Annotated in this window: 16 protein-coding genes; 10 read left to right on the top strand and 6 right to left on the bottom strand. The window is 38.7% G+C overall.

Translation table 11 applies throughout. The features are described from left to right. The first annotated feature begins 7 nt into the window (after nucleotides 1–7). Complete coding sequence (gene accC, locus H033_RS0101885; protein ID WP_026836817.1) at nucleotides 8–1,360, top strand: acetyl-CoA carboxylase biotin carboxylase subunit; 1,353 nt, start codon at nucleotides 8–10, stop codon at nucleotides 1,358–1,360. A 554-nt stretch (nucleotides 1,361–1,914) separates the two neighbouring features. Here the strand turns inward: accC and H033_RS0101880 are convergent. Together H033_RS0101880 and H033_RS0101875 are read right to left on the bottom strand one after the other, a co-directional pair. Further along, nucleotides 1,915–2,835, bottom strand: a complete 921-nt coding sequence (locus tag H033_RS0101880; RefSeq protein ID WP_026836816.1) for a transposase — start codon at nucleotides 2,833–2,835, stop codon at nucleotides 1,915–1,917. Nucleotides 2,836–2,893: 58 nt separating this feature from the next. Next, on the bottom strand, nucleotides 2,894–3,235 hold the full coding sequence (locus H033_RS0101875; RefSeq protein WP_026836815.1) for a hypothetical protein: 342 nt from the start codon (nucleotides 3,233–3,235) through the stop codon (nucleotides 2,894–2,896). Between the two features lie 561 nt (nucleotides 3,236–3,796). On the opposite strand from H033_RS0101875, the gene H033_RS0101870 reads away from it, so the two are divergent. The 3 genes from H033_RS0101870 (at nucleotide 3,797) to H033_RS0101860 (ending at nucleotide 6,130) form a co-directional block, all read left to right on the top strand. Continuing rightward, nucleotides 3,797–4,915: an NAD(P)/FAD-dependent oxidoreductase gene (locus H033_RS0101870; RefSeq protein WP_026836814.1), complete on the top strand. Its 1,119-nt coding sequence runs from the start codon at nucleotides 3,797–3,799 to the stop codon at nucleotides 4,913–4,915. A gap of 98 nt (nucleotides 4,916–5,013) precedes the next feature. Continuing rightward, nucleotides 5,014–5,685 carry a monofunctional biosynthetic peptidoglycan transglycosylase gene (mtgA, locus tag H033_RS0101865; RefSeq protein ID WP_026836813.1) on the top strand — a complete coding sequence of 224 codons (672 nt, stop codon included), beginning with the start codon at nucleotides 5,014–5,016 and terminating at the stop codon, nucleotides 5,683–5,685. 1 nt (nucleotide 5,686) lies between these two features. After that, on the top strand, nucleotides 5,687–6,130 hold the full coding sequence (locus tag H033_RS0101860) for a GreA/GreB family elongation factor (RefSeq protein ID WP_026836812.1): 444 nt from the start codon (nucleotides 5,687–5,689) through the stop codon (nucleotides 6,128–6,130). Here H033_RS0101860 and H033_RS0101855 read toward each other — a convergent pair. Then, nucleotides 6,127–7,098, bottom strand: coding sequence for an ABC transporter ATP-binding protein (locus tag H033_RS0101855; RefSeq protein ID WP_026836811.1), 972 nt, complete (start codon nucleotides 7,096–7,098; stop codon nucleotides 6,127–6,129). The genes H033_RS0101860 and H033_RS0101855 overlap by 4 nt on opposite strands. Before the next feature lie 166 nt (nucleotides 7,099–7,264). Between H033_RS0101855 and H033_RS0101850 the strand changes: the two genes are divergently transcribed. Then, complete coding sequence (locus H033_RS0101850) at nucleotides 7,265–9,862, top strand: M14 family zinc carboxypeptidase (RefSeq protein ID WP_026836810.1); 2,598 nt, start codon at nucleotides 7,265–7,267, stop codon at nucleotides 9,860–9,862. 247 nt (nucleotides 9,863–10,109) lie between these two features. On the opposite strand, the gene H033_RS0101840 is transcribed toward H033_RS0101850, so the two are convergent. Both H033_RS0101840 and H033_RS0101835 read right to left on the bottom strand, forming a co-directional pair. Next, entirely contained in the window at nucleotides 10,110–12,668 is a 2,559-nt protein-coding gene (locus H033_RS0101840; protein WP_026836808.1) for an ABC transporter permease, read from the bottom strand. Then, nucleotides 12,668–13,354 carry an ABC transporter ATP-binding protein gene (locus H033_RS0101835; RefSeq protein WP_026836807.1) on the bottom strand — a complete coding sequence of 229 codons (687 nt, stop codon included), beginning with the start codon at nucleotides 13,352–13,354 and terminating at the stop codon, nucleotides 12,668–12,670. The genes H033_RS0101840 and H033_RS0101835 overlap by 1 nt, the downstream gene beginning before the upstream one ends. A gap of 70 nt (nucleotides 13,355–13,424) precedes the next feature. On the opposite strand from H033_RS0101835, the gene H033_RS0101830 reads away from it, so the two are divergent. From H033_RS0101830 to H033_RS0101805, 4 genes are all read left to right on the top strand, one after another. Beyond that, nucleotides 13,425–14,126 carry an arylesterase gene (locus tag H033_RS0101830; RefSeq protein ID WP_026836806.1) on the top strand — a complete coding sequence of 234 codons (702 nt, stop codon included), beginning with the start codon at nucleotides 13,425–13,427 and terminating at the stop codon, nucleotides 14,124–14,126. 886 nt (nucleotides 14,127–15,012) lie between these two features. Beyond that, complete coding sequence (locus H033_RS0101815) at nucleotides 15,013–16,329, top strand: sugar porter family MFS transporter (protein ID WP_026836804.1); 1,317 nt, start codon at nucleotides 15,013–15,015, stop codon at nucleotides 16,327–16,329. A gap of 52 nt (nucleotides 16,330–16,381) precedes the next feature. Further along, nucleotides 16,382–18,001, top strand: a complete 1,620-nt coding sequence (locus H033_RS0101810) for a glycoside hydrolase family 32 protein (protein ID WP_026836803.1) — start codon at nucleotides 16,382–16,384, stop codon at nucleotides 17,999–18,001. Further along, entirely contained in the window at nucleotides 17,988–18,878 is an 891-nt protein-coding gene (locus H033_RS0101805) for a carbohydrate kinase family protein (RefSeq protein WP_026836802.1), read from the top strand. Before H033_RS0101810 ends, H033_RS0101805 begins: the two co-directional genes overlap by 14 nt. Nucleotides 18,879–18,905: 27 nt before the next feature. Here H033_RS0101805 and H033_RS0101800 read toward each other — a convergent pair whose 3' ends face one another. Beyond that, nucleotides 18,906–19,250, bottom strand: a complete 345-nt coding sequence (locus H033_RS0101800) for a hypothetical protein (RefSeq protein ID WP_026836801.1) — start codon at nucleotides 19,248–19,250, stop codon at nucleotides 18,906–18,908. A gap of 219 nt (nucleotides 19,251–19,469) precedes the next feature. Here H033_RS0101800 and H033_RS0101795 point away from each other — a divergent pair, with 219 nt between their 5' ends. After that, entirely contained in the window at nucleotides 19,470–20,552 is a 1,083-nt protein-coding gene (locus H033_RS0101795) for a transporter substrate-binding domain-containing protein (protein ID WP_026836800.1), read from the top strand. Nucleotides 20,553–20,632 lie beyond the last annotated feature (80 nt).

Below are 20,632 nucleotides of genomic sequence, written 5' to 3'. Positions count from 1 at the left end.
TAAAGGTATGTTTAAAAAAATATTAATTGCCAACAGGGGTGAGATCGCATTGCGAATTATCCGTACCTGCAGAGAAATGGGAATAAAAACGGTTGCAGTATATTCTACTGCAGATGCCGAAAGTCTTCACGTTCGTTTTGCGGATGAAGCAGTTTGTATAGGACCACCTCCTAGTAATCTGTCTTATTTAAAAATTTCAAACATAATTGCTGCAGCAGAAATAACAAATGCAGACGCTATTCATCCCGGATATGGATTTTTAGCTGAAAACTCTAAATTCTCTAAGATCTGTCAGGAACATAACATCAAATTTATTGGTGCCAGTCCAGATATGATCGATAAAATGGGAGATAAAGCCTCAGCCAGAGCAACCATGACGGCTGCAGGCGTTCCTTGTATCCCGGGATCTGAAGGCTTGCTTAAAGATTATGCAGATTGTTTGAAAACTGCACAAGATATGGGCTTTCCTGTAATGCTTAAAGCTACTGCCGGTGGAGGTGGTAAAGGAATGCGGGCCGTATTGAAAGAAGAGAATCTGGAAGATGCATGGGACTCTGCTCGTCAAGAATCTGCCGCTGCCTTTGGAAATGATGGGATGTATATGGAAAAACTCATTTTGGAGCCACGCCATATCGAGATTCAGGTTGTTGGAGATAGCACAGGAAAGGCATGTCACCTTTCAGAAAGAGATTGCTCTATCCAAAGAAGACATCAAAAGCTTACCGAAGAAACACCTTCGCCTTTCATGACAGATAAGTTGAGAAAGCAAATGGGAGATGCAGCTGTAAAAGCAGCAGAATATATTAAATATGAAGGAGCCGGAACTGTAGAGTTCTTGGTAGATAAGCATAGGAATTTCTACTTCATGGAGATGAATACTCGTATCCAGGTAGAACACCCAATAACAGAACAAGTAATAGACTACGATCTTATTCGGGAGCAAATTTTGGTTGCAGCTGGAATTCCGCTTTCCGGGAAGAATTACTTCCCAAAACTGCACTCTATAGAATGTAGAATCAACGCGGAAGATCCTTATAACGGCTTTAGACCTTCACCAGGGAAGATCACCAATTTACACGCACCTGGAGGTCATGGTGTGAGAATAGATACGCACGTATATAGCGGATATTCTATTCCTCCAAACTACGATTCTATGATCGCAAAATTGATCACAACTGCTCAAACCAGAGAAGAAGCTATCAGTAAAATGAAACGCGCTTTGGATGAGTTCGTTATAGAAGGTGTAAAAACCACTATACCATTCCATAGGCAGTTAATGGATCATCCAGATTATAAAGAGGGTAATTATACTACTAAATTTATGGAGGACTGGAAAATGGATCCCATCAAAGAAGAATAACTTATAAGCCTCGAATTTTCGGGGCTTTTTTTATGGGGTTTCCGCTCCTCTTAAAAGAGCGGCCGGGCTATACGCTCATAGTCCCAATCCAAAAAGGTCTTGGGAGCTACCCGCTGCTATCCCTAACCCAAATATTACGTTTTCATTGTCACTTTGAGTGGAGACGAGAAGCCTTTTAGTTCCTGATCAAACTATCTTAAGAACTATTGGGTGCAGTGAGGAATCTCAATGAAGCACTATCATCGTATTAAAAATGAGATCCTTCCTTCGTCAGGATGACAAATGGAATTTCGATTGTCACTAGTATTGTCTCGATATAATATTGGGATGTCACTTCGGCCCCGTCGAAATGTGCTAATCATCATTAATCGGACTTGTCATTCTGAGCATGGCGAAGAATCTCTAAGAAGCAGTAATCTTCTTTAATATGAGATCCTTCCTTTGCCAGGATGACAAATGGAATTTCTATTGTCACTTTTGCCCTGTCGTAACTCGCTAATCATCATTAATCGGACTTGTCATGGATCAAACCATATTATTGGGGAGCTCAAAAATTATGCATATAATTTAGTTAGTCTATAGAGGAAGAATTTCACATCTCTGACACCTCTAAATGAAGCTCTGAATTCTTTTATTTTGGCATTAAAGGATTCCGCGGAAGCGTTGGTGCTTCTGTTGTTAAAATAGTTTAGGATGGTCTCGTAGTGCAGTTTTACGGATCTTGCAATGGTATTGAAAGACTTAAATTCGGAATTGTCGACTTTGTTGTACCAGTGTGCCAATTTTAGCCTAGCTACATCTTTATTTGTGTTGTTTCTAAAAATATGGCTTAGCCCTTGAGAGAAGTTGTATGCTTTTTCAATAGTTGGGTATAGATCAAATAATATTTCAGCCCTTTCTATTTGTCTTGCCGTCCATTTGGCTTTTGATTTGAACAATAGATATCGGCCTCTAGCGAGCAGCTGCCTGTGCGTGTCCCCATTACCGAGAAGCTCTGGTTTGTATGTTTTTTCATTTTCCCTGGCTTCTTCAATAGCTTTGTTTTCTACTTCTATAATTTCCCACCTTAATCGGATACGTTCTTCTTGCACTGCTTCTGAGGCTAATTTTTGAACATGAAACCTATCTGTAACTATTTCGGTTTTGGGGAAACATTTTTTAGCGATCAAATTCATGCTCCCGGCCATATCCACAGTGACTTCTTTTACCATATTGCGCCTTTCTACTGGGATTTCATTTAGTACCTCAATGACATCAACTGCTTTGGTTCCTTTAACAATTGCTACGATGCTGCCTTTCTTTCCGTTAGCTGCTTTGTTTGTTAGAATCGTGTAAAGCTCACCGTTGGATAAAGAGGTTTCATCTAAACTTAAATAGTTGCCCAAGTTCTTTCCATAGAGCAGCCAATCCTGTGAATGCTCTTTTTGCGTCCAATCTTTGAAGTCGCTGAGATGGTTTTTGTAGTGGTACTGCAGCGCTTTGCCATTGGTCTTATAATAGTCACCAAACCGTTTAGCACTTACCGCATGAGTATCAAGCGATACCTTTTAAAAAAGAGGCAAACTCGTTGGTTATCCGAGTGCCTTTAGCTATTAAGTTCCAATCTCTTTTTACTATCTCTCCTGTATTGACCAGGGTCCAGCGCCTACGTTTTATATGGAGCAATACGGATTTGCCCCTTAGCGGAAAATCTTCAACCGTTATCTCTGGTAAGAAGCCTTTGGATTGTGCTATTTCTGATTGATATTCTTTGGGTAGAATGTTCTTCTCTTCTAAATAGAAATGAACCTTGTCTGTTGATGATTTATGACTGATGATCTCAAAATATTCTAATACGCCTTCTGGCAATAAATAACGGGCTAATTCTATATCCAAGTTCTAAGTGTTTTGCTTGCAAAGGTACATTTCTCCCCAAGTATTTACCTTGATCCCTTGTCATTCTGAGCATGGCGAAGAATCTCTAAGAAGCAGTAATCTTCTTTAATATGAGATCCTTCCTTCGTCAGGATGACAAATGGAATTTCGATTGTCACTAGTATTGTCTCGATATAATATTGGGATGTCACTTCGGCCCCGTCGAAATGTGCTAATCATCATTAATAGTCCTTGTCATTCTGAGCATGGCGAAGAATCTCTAAGAAGCAGTAATCTTCTTTAATATGAGATCCTTCCTTCGTCAGGATGACAAATGGAATTTCGATTGTCACTTTTGCCCTGTCGTAACTCGCTAATCATCATTAATCGGACTTGTCATTCTGAGCATAGCGAAGAATCTCTTAGAAGCAGTAATCTTCTTTAATATGAGATCCTTCCTTCGTCAGGATGACAAAATGCATCACGATTGTCACTTCTCTCACGATAATTATTGGGAGAGAAGCGATTTCTCCATAAAATTTTCTCCCAAACTTTATGTAATTTCACAGCTAAATTAAACGCATGAACTTATCCTACTGGGAACATCAGTCTTGGCTATCTAATATAGATCACACTATTATTGGCAGCGGAATTGTTGGTCTTAATGCAGCCCTCAGACTCAGAGAAAAATTCCCGAAAGACAATATCCTGATCTTAGAACGCGGATTTTTACCAAATGGAGCAAGTACCAAGAATGCCGGATTTGCATGTTTTGGAAGCCTTTCCGAAATTCTGGATGATCTTAATTCGCACTCGGAGGAAGAAGTAGTGCAACTGGTTCAAAAACGTTTAGATGGGTTAGCCTTGTTACGTGAGACTTTAGGAGATAACGCCATAGACTTCAATCTATGGGGAGGATATGAGCTTTTCACTCCAGAGGACAGATCACTTTTGGAAGAGTGCCACTCTAAAATGGATTATGTGAATAAGCTTTTAAATCCTGTATTCAATGAGGATGTTTTTAGTAAAGTTCCAAATAAATTCAATTTTAAAAAGATTGAAGAAGCGGTGATCTTCAACAAATTTGAAGGTCAGATAAACACCGGGAAAATGATGGAAGCCTTGCTTCAAAAAGCGCGTAAAGCAGGAATCAAGATCCTAAATAATATTAGTGTTGAAGAGTTTTCTGAAGGAGATTCTTCAGTAAAGATCAAGACAGATCAATTTGAATTTTCCACAAAAAAGCTACTTATCGCCACCAACGGATTTGCTGCCCAATTGGGTCTAGAATCGGTAAAACCGGCAAGAGCTCAGGTTCTTATTACCAAGCCGATAGAAAACCTTCAGATAAAAGGAACTTTTCATTTAGACAAAGGTTTTTATTATTTCAGAAATATAGATAGTCGTATCTTGCTTGGAGGCGGGAGAAATCTGGATATTGAGACAGAAGAAACTACCACTCTTGGTGAAACAGCTCTTATTCAGAATAAATTAGAAGCACTTTTGAGAGAGACTATTTTGCCGAATGTAGATTTCGAAATAGATAGGCGATGGAGCGGAATCATGGGAGTAGGGGTTCAAAAGAAACCGATTATAAAGCAGCTTTCCAACAATACTTTTTGTGGGGTTAGATTGGGAGGAATGGGCGTTGCCATTGGAAGTTTGGTAGGGAGAGAATTAGCAGATCTAATCCCTCATTGAGGGTTTAATTTTCCAAGGACTTTCTCAAATTTGAAAATTGGTTTTCAAGCCTTCTGCTTCTTGAACTTTCGAAATGATTGTTTACATTAAATTATAATATGAAGAAATTTTTCAGGTTCCTTTTAAAGCTTATCCTTGGCCTTATTGGCTTTAGCATATTCATGGTATTACTTTATAAATGGGTTCCGGTTCCTTTAACCCCGCTAATGGTAATTAGATATTTTGAAAACCCGGAAGAACCTATCAAACATGATTGGGTTTCTTATAATGAAATCTCAGGATATTTGCCACTGGCAGTACTTTCCAGTGAAGATCAAAACTTTTTGAATCATTCCGGATTTGACATGAAGGCCATAGAAAAGGCTATTGAAAACAACAATAAAGGAAAACGTGTTCGCGGTGCGAGTTCTATTTCTCAACAAACTGCTAAAAATGTGTTTTTATGGCCTGGTAGGAATTGGTTTAGAAAAGGTATGGAAGTTTATTTCACCTTTCTTATAGAAACCATGTGGAGCAAACAGCGCATTATGGAAGTCTATCTAAATAGTATTGAAATGGGAAAAGGGGTATATGGTGCAGAAGCTGCTTCCCAACATTGGTTTAATAAACAAGCTTCAAAATTGAATACTTACGAGGCGGCAGCTATCGCAGCCATATTACCAAATCCAAGAGTTTATAGAGCTAATCCCGCAAGTAGTTATATTGCACGAAGAAAAACTTGGATCGTTCGCCAAATGCGAAATTATGGTCCATTCAGTATTAAAAATTAAAATGAAAGAGGAACTTTATAAAAAGTGTGAAGGCTATTTGGAAGAAAAGATACCTAGGATATCCCATTCCATACAAGATCTGGAATCGGCTTTAACCAATGAATCTAAGAGTAGCGCTGGGGATAAATATGAAACTAGTAGAGAGATGATCAATATAGAGATACATAAGCTTTCTACGCAATTACAACAGTTTCAAAAACTACAGGTTACTTTAGAGCTTGCAAAGCGTAACGCAGCTACCGAGATAGTTAAAATGGGAAGTTTGGTGGAAGCTACTAACGCTATTTATTTTATCTGTATTCCAATAGGCGAAGTGATAGTAGGCGAAAAAAAAGCATATGTAATTGGCGCTGGTTCTCCAATAGGCCAGGCATTAATTGGTAAATCTGTAGGAGATTCTTTTAGTTTTAATGCTGTTTCTGGAACTATCGTTTCAATAAGTTAGCTTCGGATTCTAGAAGCAATAAGATTCTTGTCTACTGCTAGATTCACGATTTCTCCAACTTGAATTTCTTCCGAATTTTCAAAATAGATGATCTGCTTTTTTAGAGCCGCTTTTATAAGAAAAGTATCTCCCTTAAAATAAGATGCAAGCACTTCAACTTTTATGTCTGAAGATTTAACCATTTTTATTTCGTGAGGGTATAACAAGATCAGTTTTCTACTTGTTTCTTTAGGCGAGATGGCTTTTAGCATCACTTCATTGATATCTCCAAAAAGAGATGCGATATACTTATTTGGCGGATTATTATAAAGTTGCTGAGGAGTCTCATTTGCATGGATCTTTCCATTTTTAAGCACAATGGTTTTATCTGCAAAAGACAGCGCATCGGTGCTGTCATGGGTAGCAATAATGCAGGTGATTTTATTTTCTTTGAGGTAAGCAAAGAGTTTGCGCCTAAGATTGTTCTTTCTAAAATGATCTATATGGCTGAAGGGTTCATCAAGTAATAACAATTCTGGGGTGTTAGCAAGAGCTCTAGCTAAAGCTACTCGTTGCTGTTGTCCTCCACTTAGATTTCCTGCATTGATATTAGCAAGATCTGCCATCTCTACAACTTCCAAAAGTTCTAAAATCCGTTTCTTTTTCTTTCTTGGATACGCATTACTCAAATGTTTTCCAACATTTTGTGCCACAGTAAGAGGAGGCATCAAGTCGAAATCTTGAGCTAAATATTTAATGAAGGGTTCTCCCGGAACCAGGTTGTGATTTGGGCCTTTCAACTCCTTTTCATTCCAAGAAACTAAGCCATTGGTGTGATGAAGCCCGTAGATCAATTGAAGCAAGGTGCTTTTTCCACAGCCACTTTCCCCGATCAGGGATACATGATCCCCTTCGGCAATTTGTAATGTGATTTTCTTTAAAACAGGTTTTTCATTGTAACCAAAAGAGACATTTTTTAGCTTTAGCATACTTCGCTATTGGATTCTATTAAATAACAAGGTCGGAAACAATTTCCTAAAGGAAGGAGTTTTTAATTTTTATAATTATATTGGAGGCTCATTTAGATCCTTCCGCCAATTTTATAATTGCTTTTTTAAGGGAGCCTGAAATAATGAAAACAATCACAATTCTTCTATGAAAACAAGATATACCACCTCAATTTTAATTTTTCTATTTCTGTCTTTTCCGCTGTTCTCCCAGGAAGATTATTTTTTCCCAAATCAAAGTTCCTTTGATCCAGAAATTCCGACTCCGTCAGAATTTCTTGGTTACGATGTTGGGGAATTTCATACGCGGCATGATAGGATTGTTGCTTATTTCAGGGAACTAGCGCGAATTTCAGATAAGGTTCATGTGCAGGAAATAGGGGAGACCTATGAACAAAGACCAATGATAGTGGCTACCATTACTAGTCCGGAGAATTACAGCAACCTAGAAAACATCCGGCAGGAGCATTTGAAGCTTGCCGATCCTCAGGTACCATTGCCTTCCCTTGAAGGAATGCCGGTTATCATTCAGTTAGGTTATAACGTTCATGGGAATGAGCCATCAAGCAGTGAAGCTTCTATGTTAACCGCTTGGTATCTTACTGCTTCTCAGGATCCAAAGGTTGAGGAATATCTTAAAAAAGCAGTGATCTTTGTAGAACCGGTACTAAATCCGGATGGCAGGGATCGTCATACCACCTGGGCAAACAGCCACAGAGGTTTTCCACCTGTGGCAAGTGCAGTAGACCGTGAGCATAATGAAGCTTGGCCCGGCGGAAGAACAAATCATTACTGGTTTGATCTCAACAGAGACTGGTTGCCGCTGGCACATGTTGAAAGTCAGGCGAGGTTGAAATTTTATCATAAATGGTATCCCAATGTTGTGACAGATTTTCATGAGATGGGTGCAAACAGCACCTATTTTTTTGAACCGACAAAACAATACGGATCTGAAAATCCAATTATCCCCAGAAGTAATTACGATCAGTTGAACTATTTGTTAGAGCCTTATTTTGCCAATGCGATGAATGAGATAGGTTCCTTATATTTTACAAAGGAAGTTTTTGACAATTCCTATCCCGGTTATGGTTCCACTTATCCGGATATTCAGGGAGGCTTGGGGCTGGTTTTTGAACAGGCTAGTTCGCGGGGACATCTTCAGGAAAGTATTCACGGAGATCTTTCTTTTCCGTTTACCATCAGGAATCATCTGGTGAATAGCATTGCTACTGTAAAAGCTGCGGTGGAAAATAAAAATGTCTTTCTCAAACATCAGAAAGAATATTTTGAATCGGCTGTAGAACAGGCTAAAGATCATCCCGGGAAAGGATATGTTTTCAGCGATGGTGGCGATAAGAATAAAGCAAGGGCTTTCATAGATCTTTTGCTTCAACATAAGATCAAGGTATATCAGTCACAAAAGGATCTGAAAACCGCTAACCGCAACTTTGCTAAGGAATCCTCATATATCGTTCCCGGGGAACAGGCCCAGTTCAGGATGGTTGCGACCATGTTTGATACGGTTGTGGAATTCCACGACAGCCTTTTTTACGACACTTCAGCCTGGTCAATGGTTCACGCCTACGGACTACCTTCCGCGACTTTGAATTCAAGGCAATTCAGTTCGGCCGGTTTGGGAGAAAAAATAGATTCCAGTTTCCTTGCAGCAAAGAATTATCCGGTGAGTAAAAGTGACTATGCATATTTGTTCAGCTGGCAGGATTACAACGCGCCCCGGGTGCTTCGGGAGTTGCTGGAAGAAGAGATCCTTACCAAAACTGCATATCAACCTTTCAGCATTCAAACCGGGAATGGCCTAAAACAATATACTCCGGGGAGTATCCTTGTGCCTGTAGCGATGCAAAAAATGTCTTCGGAAAATTTACACAAACTTCTTCAGGATCTTGCTGATGAACACCAACTAGATATCCAGGCTGTAAGTGGAGGCCTGAGCAGCTCCGGAATTGATTTGGGAAGCAGGAACTTTGAAAAAGTGATCTCTCCAAAACCACTAATGATTATTGGAGAAGGTGTTTCCAGTTATGAAGCAGGAGAGATATGGTTTCTGATGGATATGAAACTTGATATGCCATTGCCCAAGGTTGATATTCTGGATTTTGAAAGGTTGAACCTTGAAGATTATAATGAGCTGATTATGGTGGACGGAAATTATAGCCTTCTGCAAGAATCGGGTGTAAAAAGGATCAAAGAATGGGTTGACAACGGTGGAACCCTTATAGCTCAAAAATCGGCTGTTAACTGGGCGATCAATAATAAACTGATCAATGAAGAACTGGTGAAGGAAAGCGATACGCTTGTAAAGGAAGATACTGGGAAGTTGCGTTATGATTATGCGAGTGCAGAAGCCAGAGAAGGAGCAAAAGTAATTGGAGGTTCCATTTATCGCGCAGACCTAGATACCACACACCCTCTAGGTTTTGGATATACAGACAGAGATTTACTGGTTTACAGGAATTCCAATACGCTCCTTAAACAATCTAAGAATCCTTACAGCAATGTGGCCATTTATAAGGAGAATCCTTTGGTTAGCGGATATGTTTCCAAAGAAAACCTTGAGAAGCTTCCTGGTACAAGTTCTATTATGGTGAGTAAAGTTGGTTCAGGAAAGGTGATCTCTTTTATTGATAACCCTAATTTTAGGGGAACCTGGTATGGTACGAATAAGCTGTTTTTCAACGCGCTTTTCTTCGGACCAATTATCAATGTTCCAAATGCAGGGAATTAATAGTTTCTACTGAAAAATGTTTAGAAAACTGAGAAAGTATTCTTGAGAAGAAATAAAAAGCAGGCTTTTCGAGCCAATGGTTCAGAGTAGGTGTTTTTTTGAAGCCTTTAGTATCAATATTCATCTTTAAGTAAGGAAACCAAGAGGTTTCCTTACTTAAAGATGAATTCTTAAATTCCTTCAAAGTAAACGCATTGATTAAAAAGATTTATAAGACTTGTGAAGTGCCTAAAGGAACCGGATTATTTTACAACCCTTCTTTTCTTAGTACCACAAGGGGAGGACTTTTTATAACACTTATACTATTTGCCAAACCAATTATAAGTACCAAAAGGCTTATTCCGGGAAGAAGGACCAGGAACGGGAACAGAGAAGGGACAAATGGCGTGTCAAAAACCTGCCAGGCCAACAATTGGCTACTTATCAGGGACAGCAATATTCCAGATAATGCCCCAATAACTCCAAGATAGATATATTCTAAAGCTAATATCTTTAAAATTTGGTTACTTGTGGCGCCGATGGTTCTTAGCAATACACTCTCTTTAATTCTTTGATATTTACTTGTACGTACAGCACCCAGCAACACTATAATTCCGGTTAGAATACTGAAAAAGGCCATAAAATTGATAAGCCATGAGATCTTGGCAAGAAGTCCTTCAATAACATTTAAAACCTGCCTGAGATCTATTATAGAAACATTAGGAAATTTACTTACCAGTTCCTGTTGTAGTCGTGCTGAAGATTCCTCGTCTGAAATAAGGGTTGTCAATACGCGGAATTGTGGTGCATCTTCCAAAACCACCTCAGGAAAAACAATAGAAAAATTCATCTGCATCCGGCTCCAGTCAACGGTTCTTACGCTTCCTACAACGGTATTTAAAAGCACTCCCTGAACGTTAAAAGTTAATCTATCACCCACGGAAACTTTTGCATCTTCAGCAAAATTGTCACTAATGGATATAGGTACAAGCTCTGTGTCCTTAATGTTAGAAACCCATTCTCCCTGTTCGATAGTTTCCGAAGCAATAATAGAATCTCTGTAAGTCACCCGAAATTCATGGTTCAAAATCCAGTTGTTTACCCCAGAATTTGAATCCTTTTCGATCTCGTTAACCGGTTTTCCTCTGATGCTGTTAACCCGCATCGTAACAATTGGAATATTATTTATTACTGGCAGATCATTTTCTGAAATTGTTTGTGCAACATCTTCCTGCTGCCCTGTTTGTACATCGAGCAGGATCATATTGGGACTGTCAGTTTGAGCTTCAATTGAGGCTTGTGCGAGCAATACATCTTTTGTAAAATATAAGGTACTTATAAGAAAAGTTCCTACCCCAATAGAAAGGATTAAAGTGAGTGTTTGATTTTGAGGGCGAAAGAGATTTAATAAACTCTGTCGTGCAGGAAAACCCCAGGAGGATGGAAAGTATTTTTTAATAGCTTTCATAAACAATTTGGCTATTCCTGAAAGTATAGAAAAGGTAATAACAATTCCTGCCACAAATGCTAGGGAATATCTCCAGTCTTCCAGAAGCCAATAAGAGAAAAGTAGGATAAAAAGGAATATTCCTACTAAAACCAGAATTCCTGCTTTTCCAGAATTTTCTTTCCCTTCACTTTGAACTCGTAGAGCCTGAAGTGGGGAAACATACAAAGTTCCCATCAGTGGATAGAGCGCAAATAAAACAGACATAAAAACCCCAAGTAAAACACCCATGAAAATTACACGTGGTGAAAAGCTCATTTGCACATCTACGGGCAATAAATCTCCTAAGAATAATGGGAATAGTTGCTGAAGTAAAATACCTGCGGCCGTTCCTATTATTCCTCCCAGCAATCCCATAACAGCTATTTGAGTAAGGTAGATGAGGAAAGTTTGTCTCCGGGAAGCTCCAATACATTTTAAAACTGCAACTGCACGTAGTTTTCCTTTTATATAGATACTTATAGCACTTGCTATTCCTACACATCCCAAAAGCAAAGCGATGAAGGCGACAAGATTGAGGAACTTTCCAAAATTTTCATATCTGCGGCCTAAACGTTTACTTGTAGAAGTATGGGTGTCCAGATCGGCATCGTTAATGTCTAGTAAATCCTCCAGGCTGTTCTCCAGTTTTTCCATGCTTGTCTCGGGATCTGCTACAAAATAATAGTCATAACCTATTCTGCTTCCGGTTTGCACCAGTCCTGTTTTTTCAATAAGTTCATAAGGCATTAATACCGGCGGCGCGATAGAACTGAAAATCGAAGTGCTTCCGGGAACAGATATAAGGGTTCCTGCTATAGGGATGCTTATTTCTCCTATTTTAATTCTGTCACCAGTCTTCAAGCCAAGTTGCAGCATAAGAGTTGCATCTACAAGAGCGGCTCCTTTTTGTTGATATGTATTGGCAGCAGTAGCAGGTTCTGTTTCCAGTTCTCCATAAAAAGGGAAATTCCCTTCAATGCCTCTTACCTGTACCAGTTTTGTAGTTGCTGTGGAAGGAAAAGCGGCCATGGAAGCAAAATTTATTTCTCGGGCACCTGCACCGCCAAGAGAATCTATAATCCCCTGCACCTTCTCATTTACGGGTTTATCACTGTCAATAGTGAAATCGGCACCCATTAAGGATTTAGATTGTAGCTGAATGTTTTCTTTAAGGTTTTGACCGAAAGATTGAATGGAAACTACCGCGGCAATTCCCAAAACAATGGACGCCATAAAAAGGATCAGTTTGCTCCCGCTGGCTTTCCCGTCTCTCCAGGCCATTTTTAAGATCCACCCAAAATTGGCGCGCGAGGATGTGTTGACTTTGTCGCTAATCATCAGGATGCAGATATTGGATTTTCAATGATTCTTCCACCTTTAAGCCTAAGGATGCGCTGTGTTTTTTGCGCCAGCTCAAGATCGTGGGTTACTATTACCAAAGTTGTACCTGATTCTTTATTTAAGTTAAACAAAAGGTCAATAACTTTTTCTCCGGTTTCAGCATCGAGATTTCCTGTAGGCTCATCTGCAAAAAGAATTGAAGGTCCATTAGAAAAAGCCCTTGCCACAGCAACACGCTGTTGCTCCCCTCCTGAAAGTTGACTTGGATAATGATGAAATCGGTCTCCCAATCCAACTTTTTCAAGAAGTTCCCGACTTATTTTGGAAGCGTTCTTTGAACCCTGAAGTTCCAGTGGGACAGCAACGTTTTCCAAGGCCGTAAGAGTGGGAAGGAGTTGAAAATCTTGAAAAACAAAGCCTACATTCTTATTTCGAAGGACTGCCCTTTCGTCTTCAGTAAGGCTTTCAATTTCTGTTCCGCACAATTCTATAGATCCGGAATTGGGCCTGTCAAGTCCTGCACAAAGTCCAAGAAGAGTTGTTTTTCCGCTTCCGGAAGGTCCAACAATGGCAAAAGTTTCACGTTCTTCAATGCTGAAGCTGATATCCTGCAGCACGGTCAGTTTTTTAGATCCGCTAGAATAGGTCTTATCTAAGTTGTGAACGTTTAATATCTTTGCCATCTTTAGATTTTGTAATTTTTAATTCGGATAAAACAAAATAAAGAAATGATTTTGATTTAAAACCTTTGCTATGAGAAACTTGTCGATATTTTATGTTTTGTTTGCTTTCCTTCTGTTAACTTCTTGTGGTGAAACAGCAAAAAAGGACAAAGAAGTTGTTGTGGAAGAGCAGGTTTCTGGTGAGGAAACTTCTGAAGAAAATGGAATTATCTTATTCTTTGGTAACAGTCTTACAGCCGGAATGGGCCTTGATCCGGAAGATGCCTTTCCTGCAATAATTCAGAAAAAGATCGATTCCTTGGGTCTGGAATATGAAGTTGTAAATGCAGGTTTAAGTGGGGAAACCACAGCTGCTGGAAGAAATCGAATTAATTGGGTACTAAATCAGGATGTAGCTATTTTCGTGCTGGAATTAGGTGCAAATGATGGGTTACGGGGAGTTCCGCTAGAGGAGACCCGGAATAATTTACAGGCAATTATCAACACAGTTCAAGCAAAAAATTCTCAAACAAAAATAATTCTCACAGGAATGCAAATCCCTCCAAATATGGGGCAGGAATATGCTTCAGGCTTCAGAAACATTTTTCCCGAACTTGCTGAAAAAAATGATGTTTATCTGGTTCCGTTCTTACTTGAAGACGTGGGTGGAAACCCTGAGCTTAACCAGTCAGATGGAATTCATCCCACAGCGGAAGGACAAAAGATCCTGGCAGAGAATGTTTGGGATGTTCTAGGGCCAATAGTCAAAGATAAAGTAGAGAATTCCTTATAAATACAAACTTAAATTGTTAATCCCTTCCGCTTAATTTTCATCTTTCTGAGCGTAGTCTAACAGAATAATATAAAACTTATTAGTATTGTCCGGTAAAAAAATTCTGGATTTCGGTGAGGCTAGAAGTAACGCGGATTAAGACTGTTTTCAATGTTTAGAAGCTTGCTATTGGAACACAGAATTATTTTTTCCTTTTTCAAAAACTTATACAGATTAAAATATTGATTTTCAATTAGTTGGAATAAAGTCTTACGTCTTGAATCTAGCAGCGCAGCGATCTTATATCTTTTGTCGGACGACAATGAAAACTTATATAATCGGTATCCCATATTTTTAAAAATTTGAGCGGCATTTTTGATAAGTGTGGTCGGAAACAAACCCATATCATTTTTGTCCTTTTCAAGAGATACATCCAACTAGGAAGTTTTTACCATCCATAGGATAAAAAATAATATTTATTTGGGGACAGGAATCGGTTTTTGAATTAAGATCTTCCATTTCAATTTCAATCGCATTTTTCCAAGGGATTACAATTAACAAATTTTAGCAGGAAATTATGTTTTATAAGTTCTATGAAGTCTTATGATAGGTCTCAACTATTATTTTAAATTTACGTAGATTTAAATATGGATACTAGTTATTTATTTCTGATGAACAGCTGAACACTCTCCTAAATCCTCTATATAAGATCAACTTAACATGAATTTCGTTGCTAGTCTCAATCGAGTTATGCTAATTTCATATAACCTAAAAATAACCACATATGAAATGAGCATTAAGGGAATACGATACAAGCACTGCTGAAGATATGCGAATTGCTCCCGATAGCTAGAGAGAAGGTGAATTAGTCCCCAATGAGGGATTAAAAAACAATAAACATATACATATGAATAAGATTTTGGTATGGTCTATAACCGCCGCTATGGCCGGCTTTTTATTTGGTTTTGATACCGTTGTAATTTCAGGTGCAGACAAGCAATTACAGGAACTTTGGGGAACCTCTGATGCTTATCATGGAATCGTGGTTATGACCATGGCGTTATGGGGAACCGTGGCGGGAGCAATTTTTGGTGGTATCCCCACCAACCGCTTAGGTAGAAGAACCACCCTGATCTGGATTGGAATCTTTTATGTGATTTCTGCCGTGGGATCGGCATTTGCAAATGACCCCGTAACCTTCGCGATTTTTAGATTTTTGGGTGGTGTAGGAGTAGGAGTTTCCACAATTGCCGCACCTACCTATGTTTCAGAGATCGCCCCTGCAAAAGACCGGGGCCGTTTGGTTTCCCTTTATCAATTCAATATCGTTTTAGGGATTTTGATCGCATTTTTATCGAACTATCTTCTTAGAAATACCGGGGCAGAACCCTGGAGATGGATGTTGGGTGTTGAAGCGATCCCCGCTGTTTTCTATACTATTTTTGTGTTTTTTGTGCCCAGAAGTCCCCGCTGGTTAATCTCTAAGAAAAAGTATGAAGAGGCCGAAAAAGTGCTTCACATCATCAATCCTGAAGATGATGTGAAGCAAAAGATGGTGGAAATTAAGGCACAATCGGAGGTGGAATTATCAGGGGAAAATATCTTTATGCGAAAATACAGGTTCCCACTTCTGCTGGCCTTCCTTATCGCATTCTTTAATCAGTTATCAGGAATAAACGCATTCCTTTATTATGCTCCCCGAATATTTGAAGAGGCAGGTTTGGGAGTAAGTACAGCACTTTTAAGCAGCATTGGAATTGGAGTGGTAAACTTGCTCTTCACGTTACTGGGGGTTTTTCTTATTGACAGACTCGGTAGAAAACAACTGATGCTCTTTGGCTCCATTGGATACATTATTTCCTTAGGCCTGGTAGCAGCTGCATTTTTTCTTAATTGGGGCGGATTATGGATCCCTATATTCCTATTCCTGTTTATTGCTTCCCATGCCATAGGCCAGGGAGCCGTAATTTGGGTGTTTATATCGGAAGTTTTTCCAAACCATTTAAGAGCTTCAGGTCAATCTTTCGGTGCTTCCACTCATTGGGTTCTGGCTGCTATTATTCCAGCTATGATCCCCTATCTTTTTTCTACGATAGGAGCAGGTTATGTATTTGCATTTTTCACTTTTATGATGTTCCTTCAGTTATTGTTCGTCCTATTTATAATGCCAGAAACTAAAGGGAAATCCCTGGAGCAACTCAGCGAAGAATTATCTTTTAAATAAATCAAGAACCTCGGGGGAATTAAACCTTCAATGAGGGATTAAAAATTCAGAAATGAAAAAAACCAAAACAATACTCAGCCTTGCAATATTTGGCATATTGAGCCTTTCTTCTTGTAAGAATAATGAAAAGCAGGATTCCGAAGAACTGGAAGTTGCTGAGGTAGCCGCAGATGAGATCTTTCGTCCCAATTTCCATTTTACGCCTCAGGAAAACTGGATGAATGATCCTAACGGAATGTTCTACCTAAATGGTACCTACCATTTATTCTTTCAATATTATCCTGAAGGGAATGTTTGGGGCCCCATGCATTGGGGACATGCAACGAGTAAAGATATGGTGACTTGGGAGGAACTGCCTATCGCATTGGAACCGGATGAACTTGGCTATATTTTTTCCGGAAGTGCCGTGGTAGATGTTGATAACACCTCGGGTTTTGGAAATGGAACTACCCCGCCAGTTGTAGCAATATTTACCTACCATGATCCAAAAGGGGAAGCAGAAGGTAGGATAGATTATCAGTCTCAGGCTATTGCATACAGTTTGGACGAAGGAAAAACCTGGACCAAATATGAAGCTAATCCTGTAATAGCCAATCCAGATATAAAGGATTTTCGCGATCCTAAGGTGATATGGGATGAACAAAATCAACAATGGCTTATGGCTTTGGCTACTGTAGATAGAAGCCTGTTTTATGGATCACCAAATTTAAAAGACTGGGAACTGCTTTCAGATTTTGGAGAAGAAACCGGAGCTCACCACGGAGTTTGGGAATGTCCGGACTTTTTCCCAATGAAGGTGGAGAATTCTGAAGAAATTAAATGGGTGCTCATTCAAAGCCTCAATCCCGGTGGATTTAATGGCGGTTCCGGGACTCAATATTTCGTTGGTGATTTTAATGGAAAAGAGTTTAAGGTGGATCCTTCTATGGAAAACCTTCCTGAAAAACATGATCACTGGATAGATTATGGAAAAGATAATTATGCCGGCGTTACTTGGTCGAATATTCCTGACAGTGATGGACGAAAATTATTTATGGGCTGGATGTCCAACTGGTTATATGCACAAGAAGTCCCAACTGAAACCTGGAGAAGCGCAATGACAGTTGCAAGAGAACTCAGCCTGAAAAAAGTGGGTGATACCTACAGGATATTTTCCATGCCGGTAAAAGAACTCGATACCTACAAGGAAACCCTATTTCAGAAGGATCAACTTATGGTAAAAAATTCGGCTGAAATTGCTTCTGAAGTAGAAAAAGACCTTACCATGGCCGAAATAAAATTTGAAATTCCCAATCTGAAGCAAACGAACTATGAATTTAGCTTAAGTAATGCAGAAGGAGAAAATTTAAAATTTGGATATAAGCATTCTAAAAAACAATTTTATATCAACAGGGAAGAGTCAGGAATCATAGATTTCAATGATGAATTTGCAGGAACTATTTCCTATGGCCCCCGCACCTCCTCATCTGATACTTTATCTGTGCTAATGATACTGGACAGGACTTCCATTGAATTGTTTTATGATAAAGGAGAAACTTTAATGACCGAGATTTTCTTTCCTAAAAAACCCTACACCTCATTTTCTGTAAAAGCCGAAGGGGATTTTGAACTGAAAAATATAGAGATAAGCCAGTTTAATTTTGGAAATAAGAATGCAGATGGAAAAAATTAAAGCCGTTTGCTTTGGGGAAGTTTTATGGGATGTATTTCCAAATCATAAAAAAATTGGTGGTGCTCCATTGAATGTCGCCTTTAGGATGAATTCTTTGGGTATTGAAACCTCAGTTATAAGTCAGATTGGAGCGGATAAAAACGGCGAAGAAATCCGTGATTATTTAAAAAATTCAGGGATATCTGTAGATGCGGTTTCCAGTACTTCCAACTATCCCACCGGGGAGGTTCAGGTAATTTTAAATGAAAAAGGTTCTGCATCTTACGAGATCAAACATCCGGCGGCCTGGGATAAAATTGAAGTTTCAAAAACCAAAGTGGACATCACCAAAAAATCGGATGTATTCATCTTCGGAAGTCTGGTTTGTAGGGATGAAATTAGCAGAAATACCTTATTCGAATTACTAAGGGCGGAAACCTATAAAGTTTTCGATATCAATTTACGTCCTCCACATTATAAAAAAGAGGTGCTTGAACATCTACTGCGATCTTCAAATTTCGTAAAATTCAATGATGATGAATTATTTGAAATTTCAGAAATGATGGGTTCGAAATTCAATTCTCTTGAGCAGAATATAAAGTTTATAGCCAAAACCTTTCTGCCAAATACAATTTGCGTCACCAAAGGAAATCACGGAGCTGTACTTTTTCATAAGGAAAAATGGTATTATAATAGTGGATATAAAATTAAAGTGAAAGACACTGTTGGTGCCGGAGATTCCTTCCTTGCCTCATTAACCGCAAAATTACTTCAAAAAGAGAACCCTCAAACCGCACTGGATTTTGCCTGTGCTATGGGAGCACTTGTTGCCGGAAGTAATGGCGCAAATCCTGAGATCACAACAAGGCAGATTCAAGATTTTATGTTTCCGAAGTAATAGTTAGGCTTGACTCGATTTTCTTGATTAGTTATACTTTTTTTCAGTCCGCATCAGGTAACCGGCAGTGACCAAAACAGCACCGGCTAATACGCCTAGGGCTGGTTTGCTGGTGATGTATTGTTTAAATTTTGATGGTTTGTTAATCGTTTCAACATATTTACTGAAGCCCAGTTCGTGAGCTTTATTGAAATTAAGGTCTGGCAGGTATTTCTCCTCTCCTTTTTTTATGATCTTGTATTCTAGCAACTCCTTGTAAGCGGCTTCAAATTCTAAGGGATATTCAATAACATCTTCAATCTCACCTTCATATTTAATGATCATTAGGATCACTTCGGCAGTTTGATAAATATCTTTTTTTTCTTCTTCCATTTTCTGAAAAATTATTACAAACAAAGGTAATGCATTAGCTTGTTTGTAGAAATCGAAAAATATAAAGTTGTATTAAATTTACACAATTTGCTGAAGGACATAATTTTGTTTTAATCTATCATTGCTCGGTGGTTGCCATGGTAAATCTGGCAAAGTAGCTTTTTCATTCGCTTCAGCCGAAAAAAAATTCTTATTTTGGGAGTTACCAAAACCAAGAACATGAAATCTATTATTGCCGTATTTCTAATTAATATCTTCTTTTTTTCAGAAATAGGGAGCGCACAGGAAACATCAGATTCTTTAACAGCACCGATTATAAATAAAAAGCTTGTTATAGGGATTACGGAAACTCCTCCTTTTATAGTAGAGGAGGGCGGTGAATTTTCTGGATTGAGTATTTCCTCATGGGAACTTGTTAATGAATCTCTAGAGTTGGAATATGAGTATAAAACGTATCCTTCCCTTGTAAGTTTAATGGAGGCCGTTGAAAATAACGAGGTAGATTTAAGTATCAACCCGGTTACGGTGACAAATTCAAGAATGAAACGACTGGATTTTTCCCAGCCATATTTTATTTCCTATACAGGCATCGCAAAAAAAAGTGAAACTATGATCTGGTCTTATCTGGCCAATATAATTAGCTGGAACTTTATATCTGCCATCCTTATCCTGTTGGGTGTGATCCTTCTTTTCGGTTTTCTTGTGTGGCTATTTGAAAGGAAGAAGAATAAAGAAGAATTTGGAAGTGGATTGAAAGGAGTTTTCCAGGGATTTTGGTGGAGTGCTGTAACAATGACCACCGTTGGTTACGGGGATAAATCTCCTAAAACCTTTGGAGGCCGGTTCATTGGATTAATCTGGATGTTTATGGCTATAATTATGATCTCCAGTTTAACTGCGGGAATTGCATCTTCTCTTACTGTTCAAAATATATCCGACGAGATAAACTCCATTCATGACTTGGATAATTTTGAAGTTATTTCAGTAGCCGGATCAAGTGCACAGGAGCTTCTTAATCAATACAACATAAGAAGTGAAGAAGTAGTCAATGAACGGGAGGGTATTCAAAAAATTCGGGATAAGAAATCTGCTTTATTTGTTTATGACCAGCCAATATTAAAATATGAGATCGACAGGAGAAATTTAAATGATGAACTTGAAGTACTTCAGAAAACATTGAAAAGAGATTATTACAGTTACAGTTTTCCAAAAGGATCGCGCCTTGTGGAAAAAATTAACCCGGTACTTATCGCCACTTTAAAAACTATGGAGTGGAACAATTTTATAAAGGATTATCAATAAAAACAGTTTACTCTATATGTTTTACAATGATTAAAATTAAAAGGCTAATCGAGTAATTGAGACATCAGCTTTAAACTATA

Origin of the sequence: Gillisia sp. JM1 (genome assembly GCF_000424645.1) — a bacterium.
GTDB lineage: Bacteria > Bacteroidota > Bacteroidia > Flavobacteriales > Flavobacteriaceae > Gillisia.
This window is presented reverse-complemented; position numbering and strand designations above follow the sequence as displayed.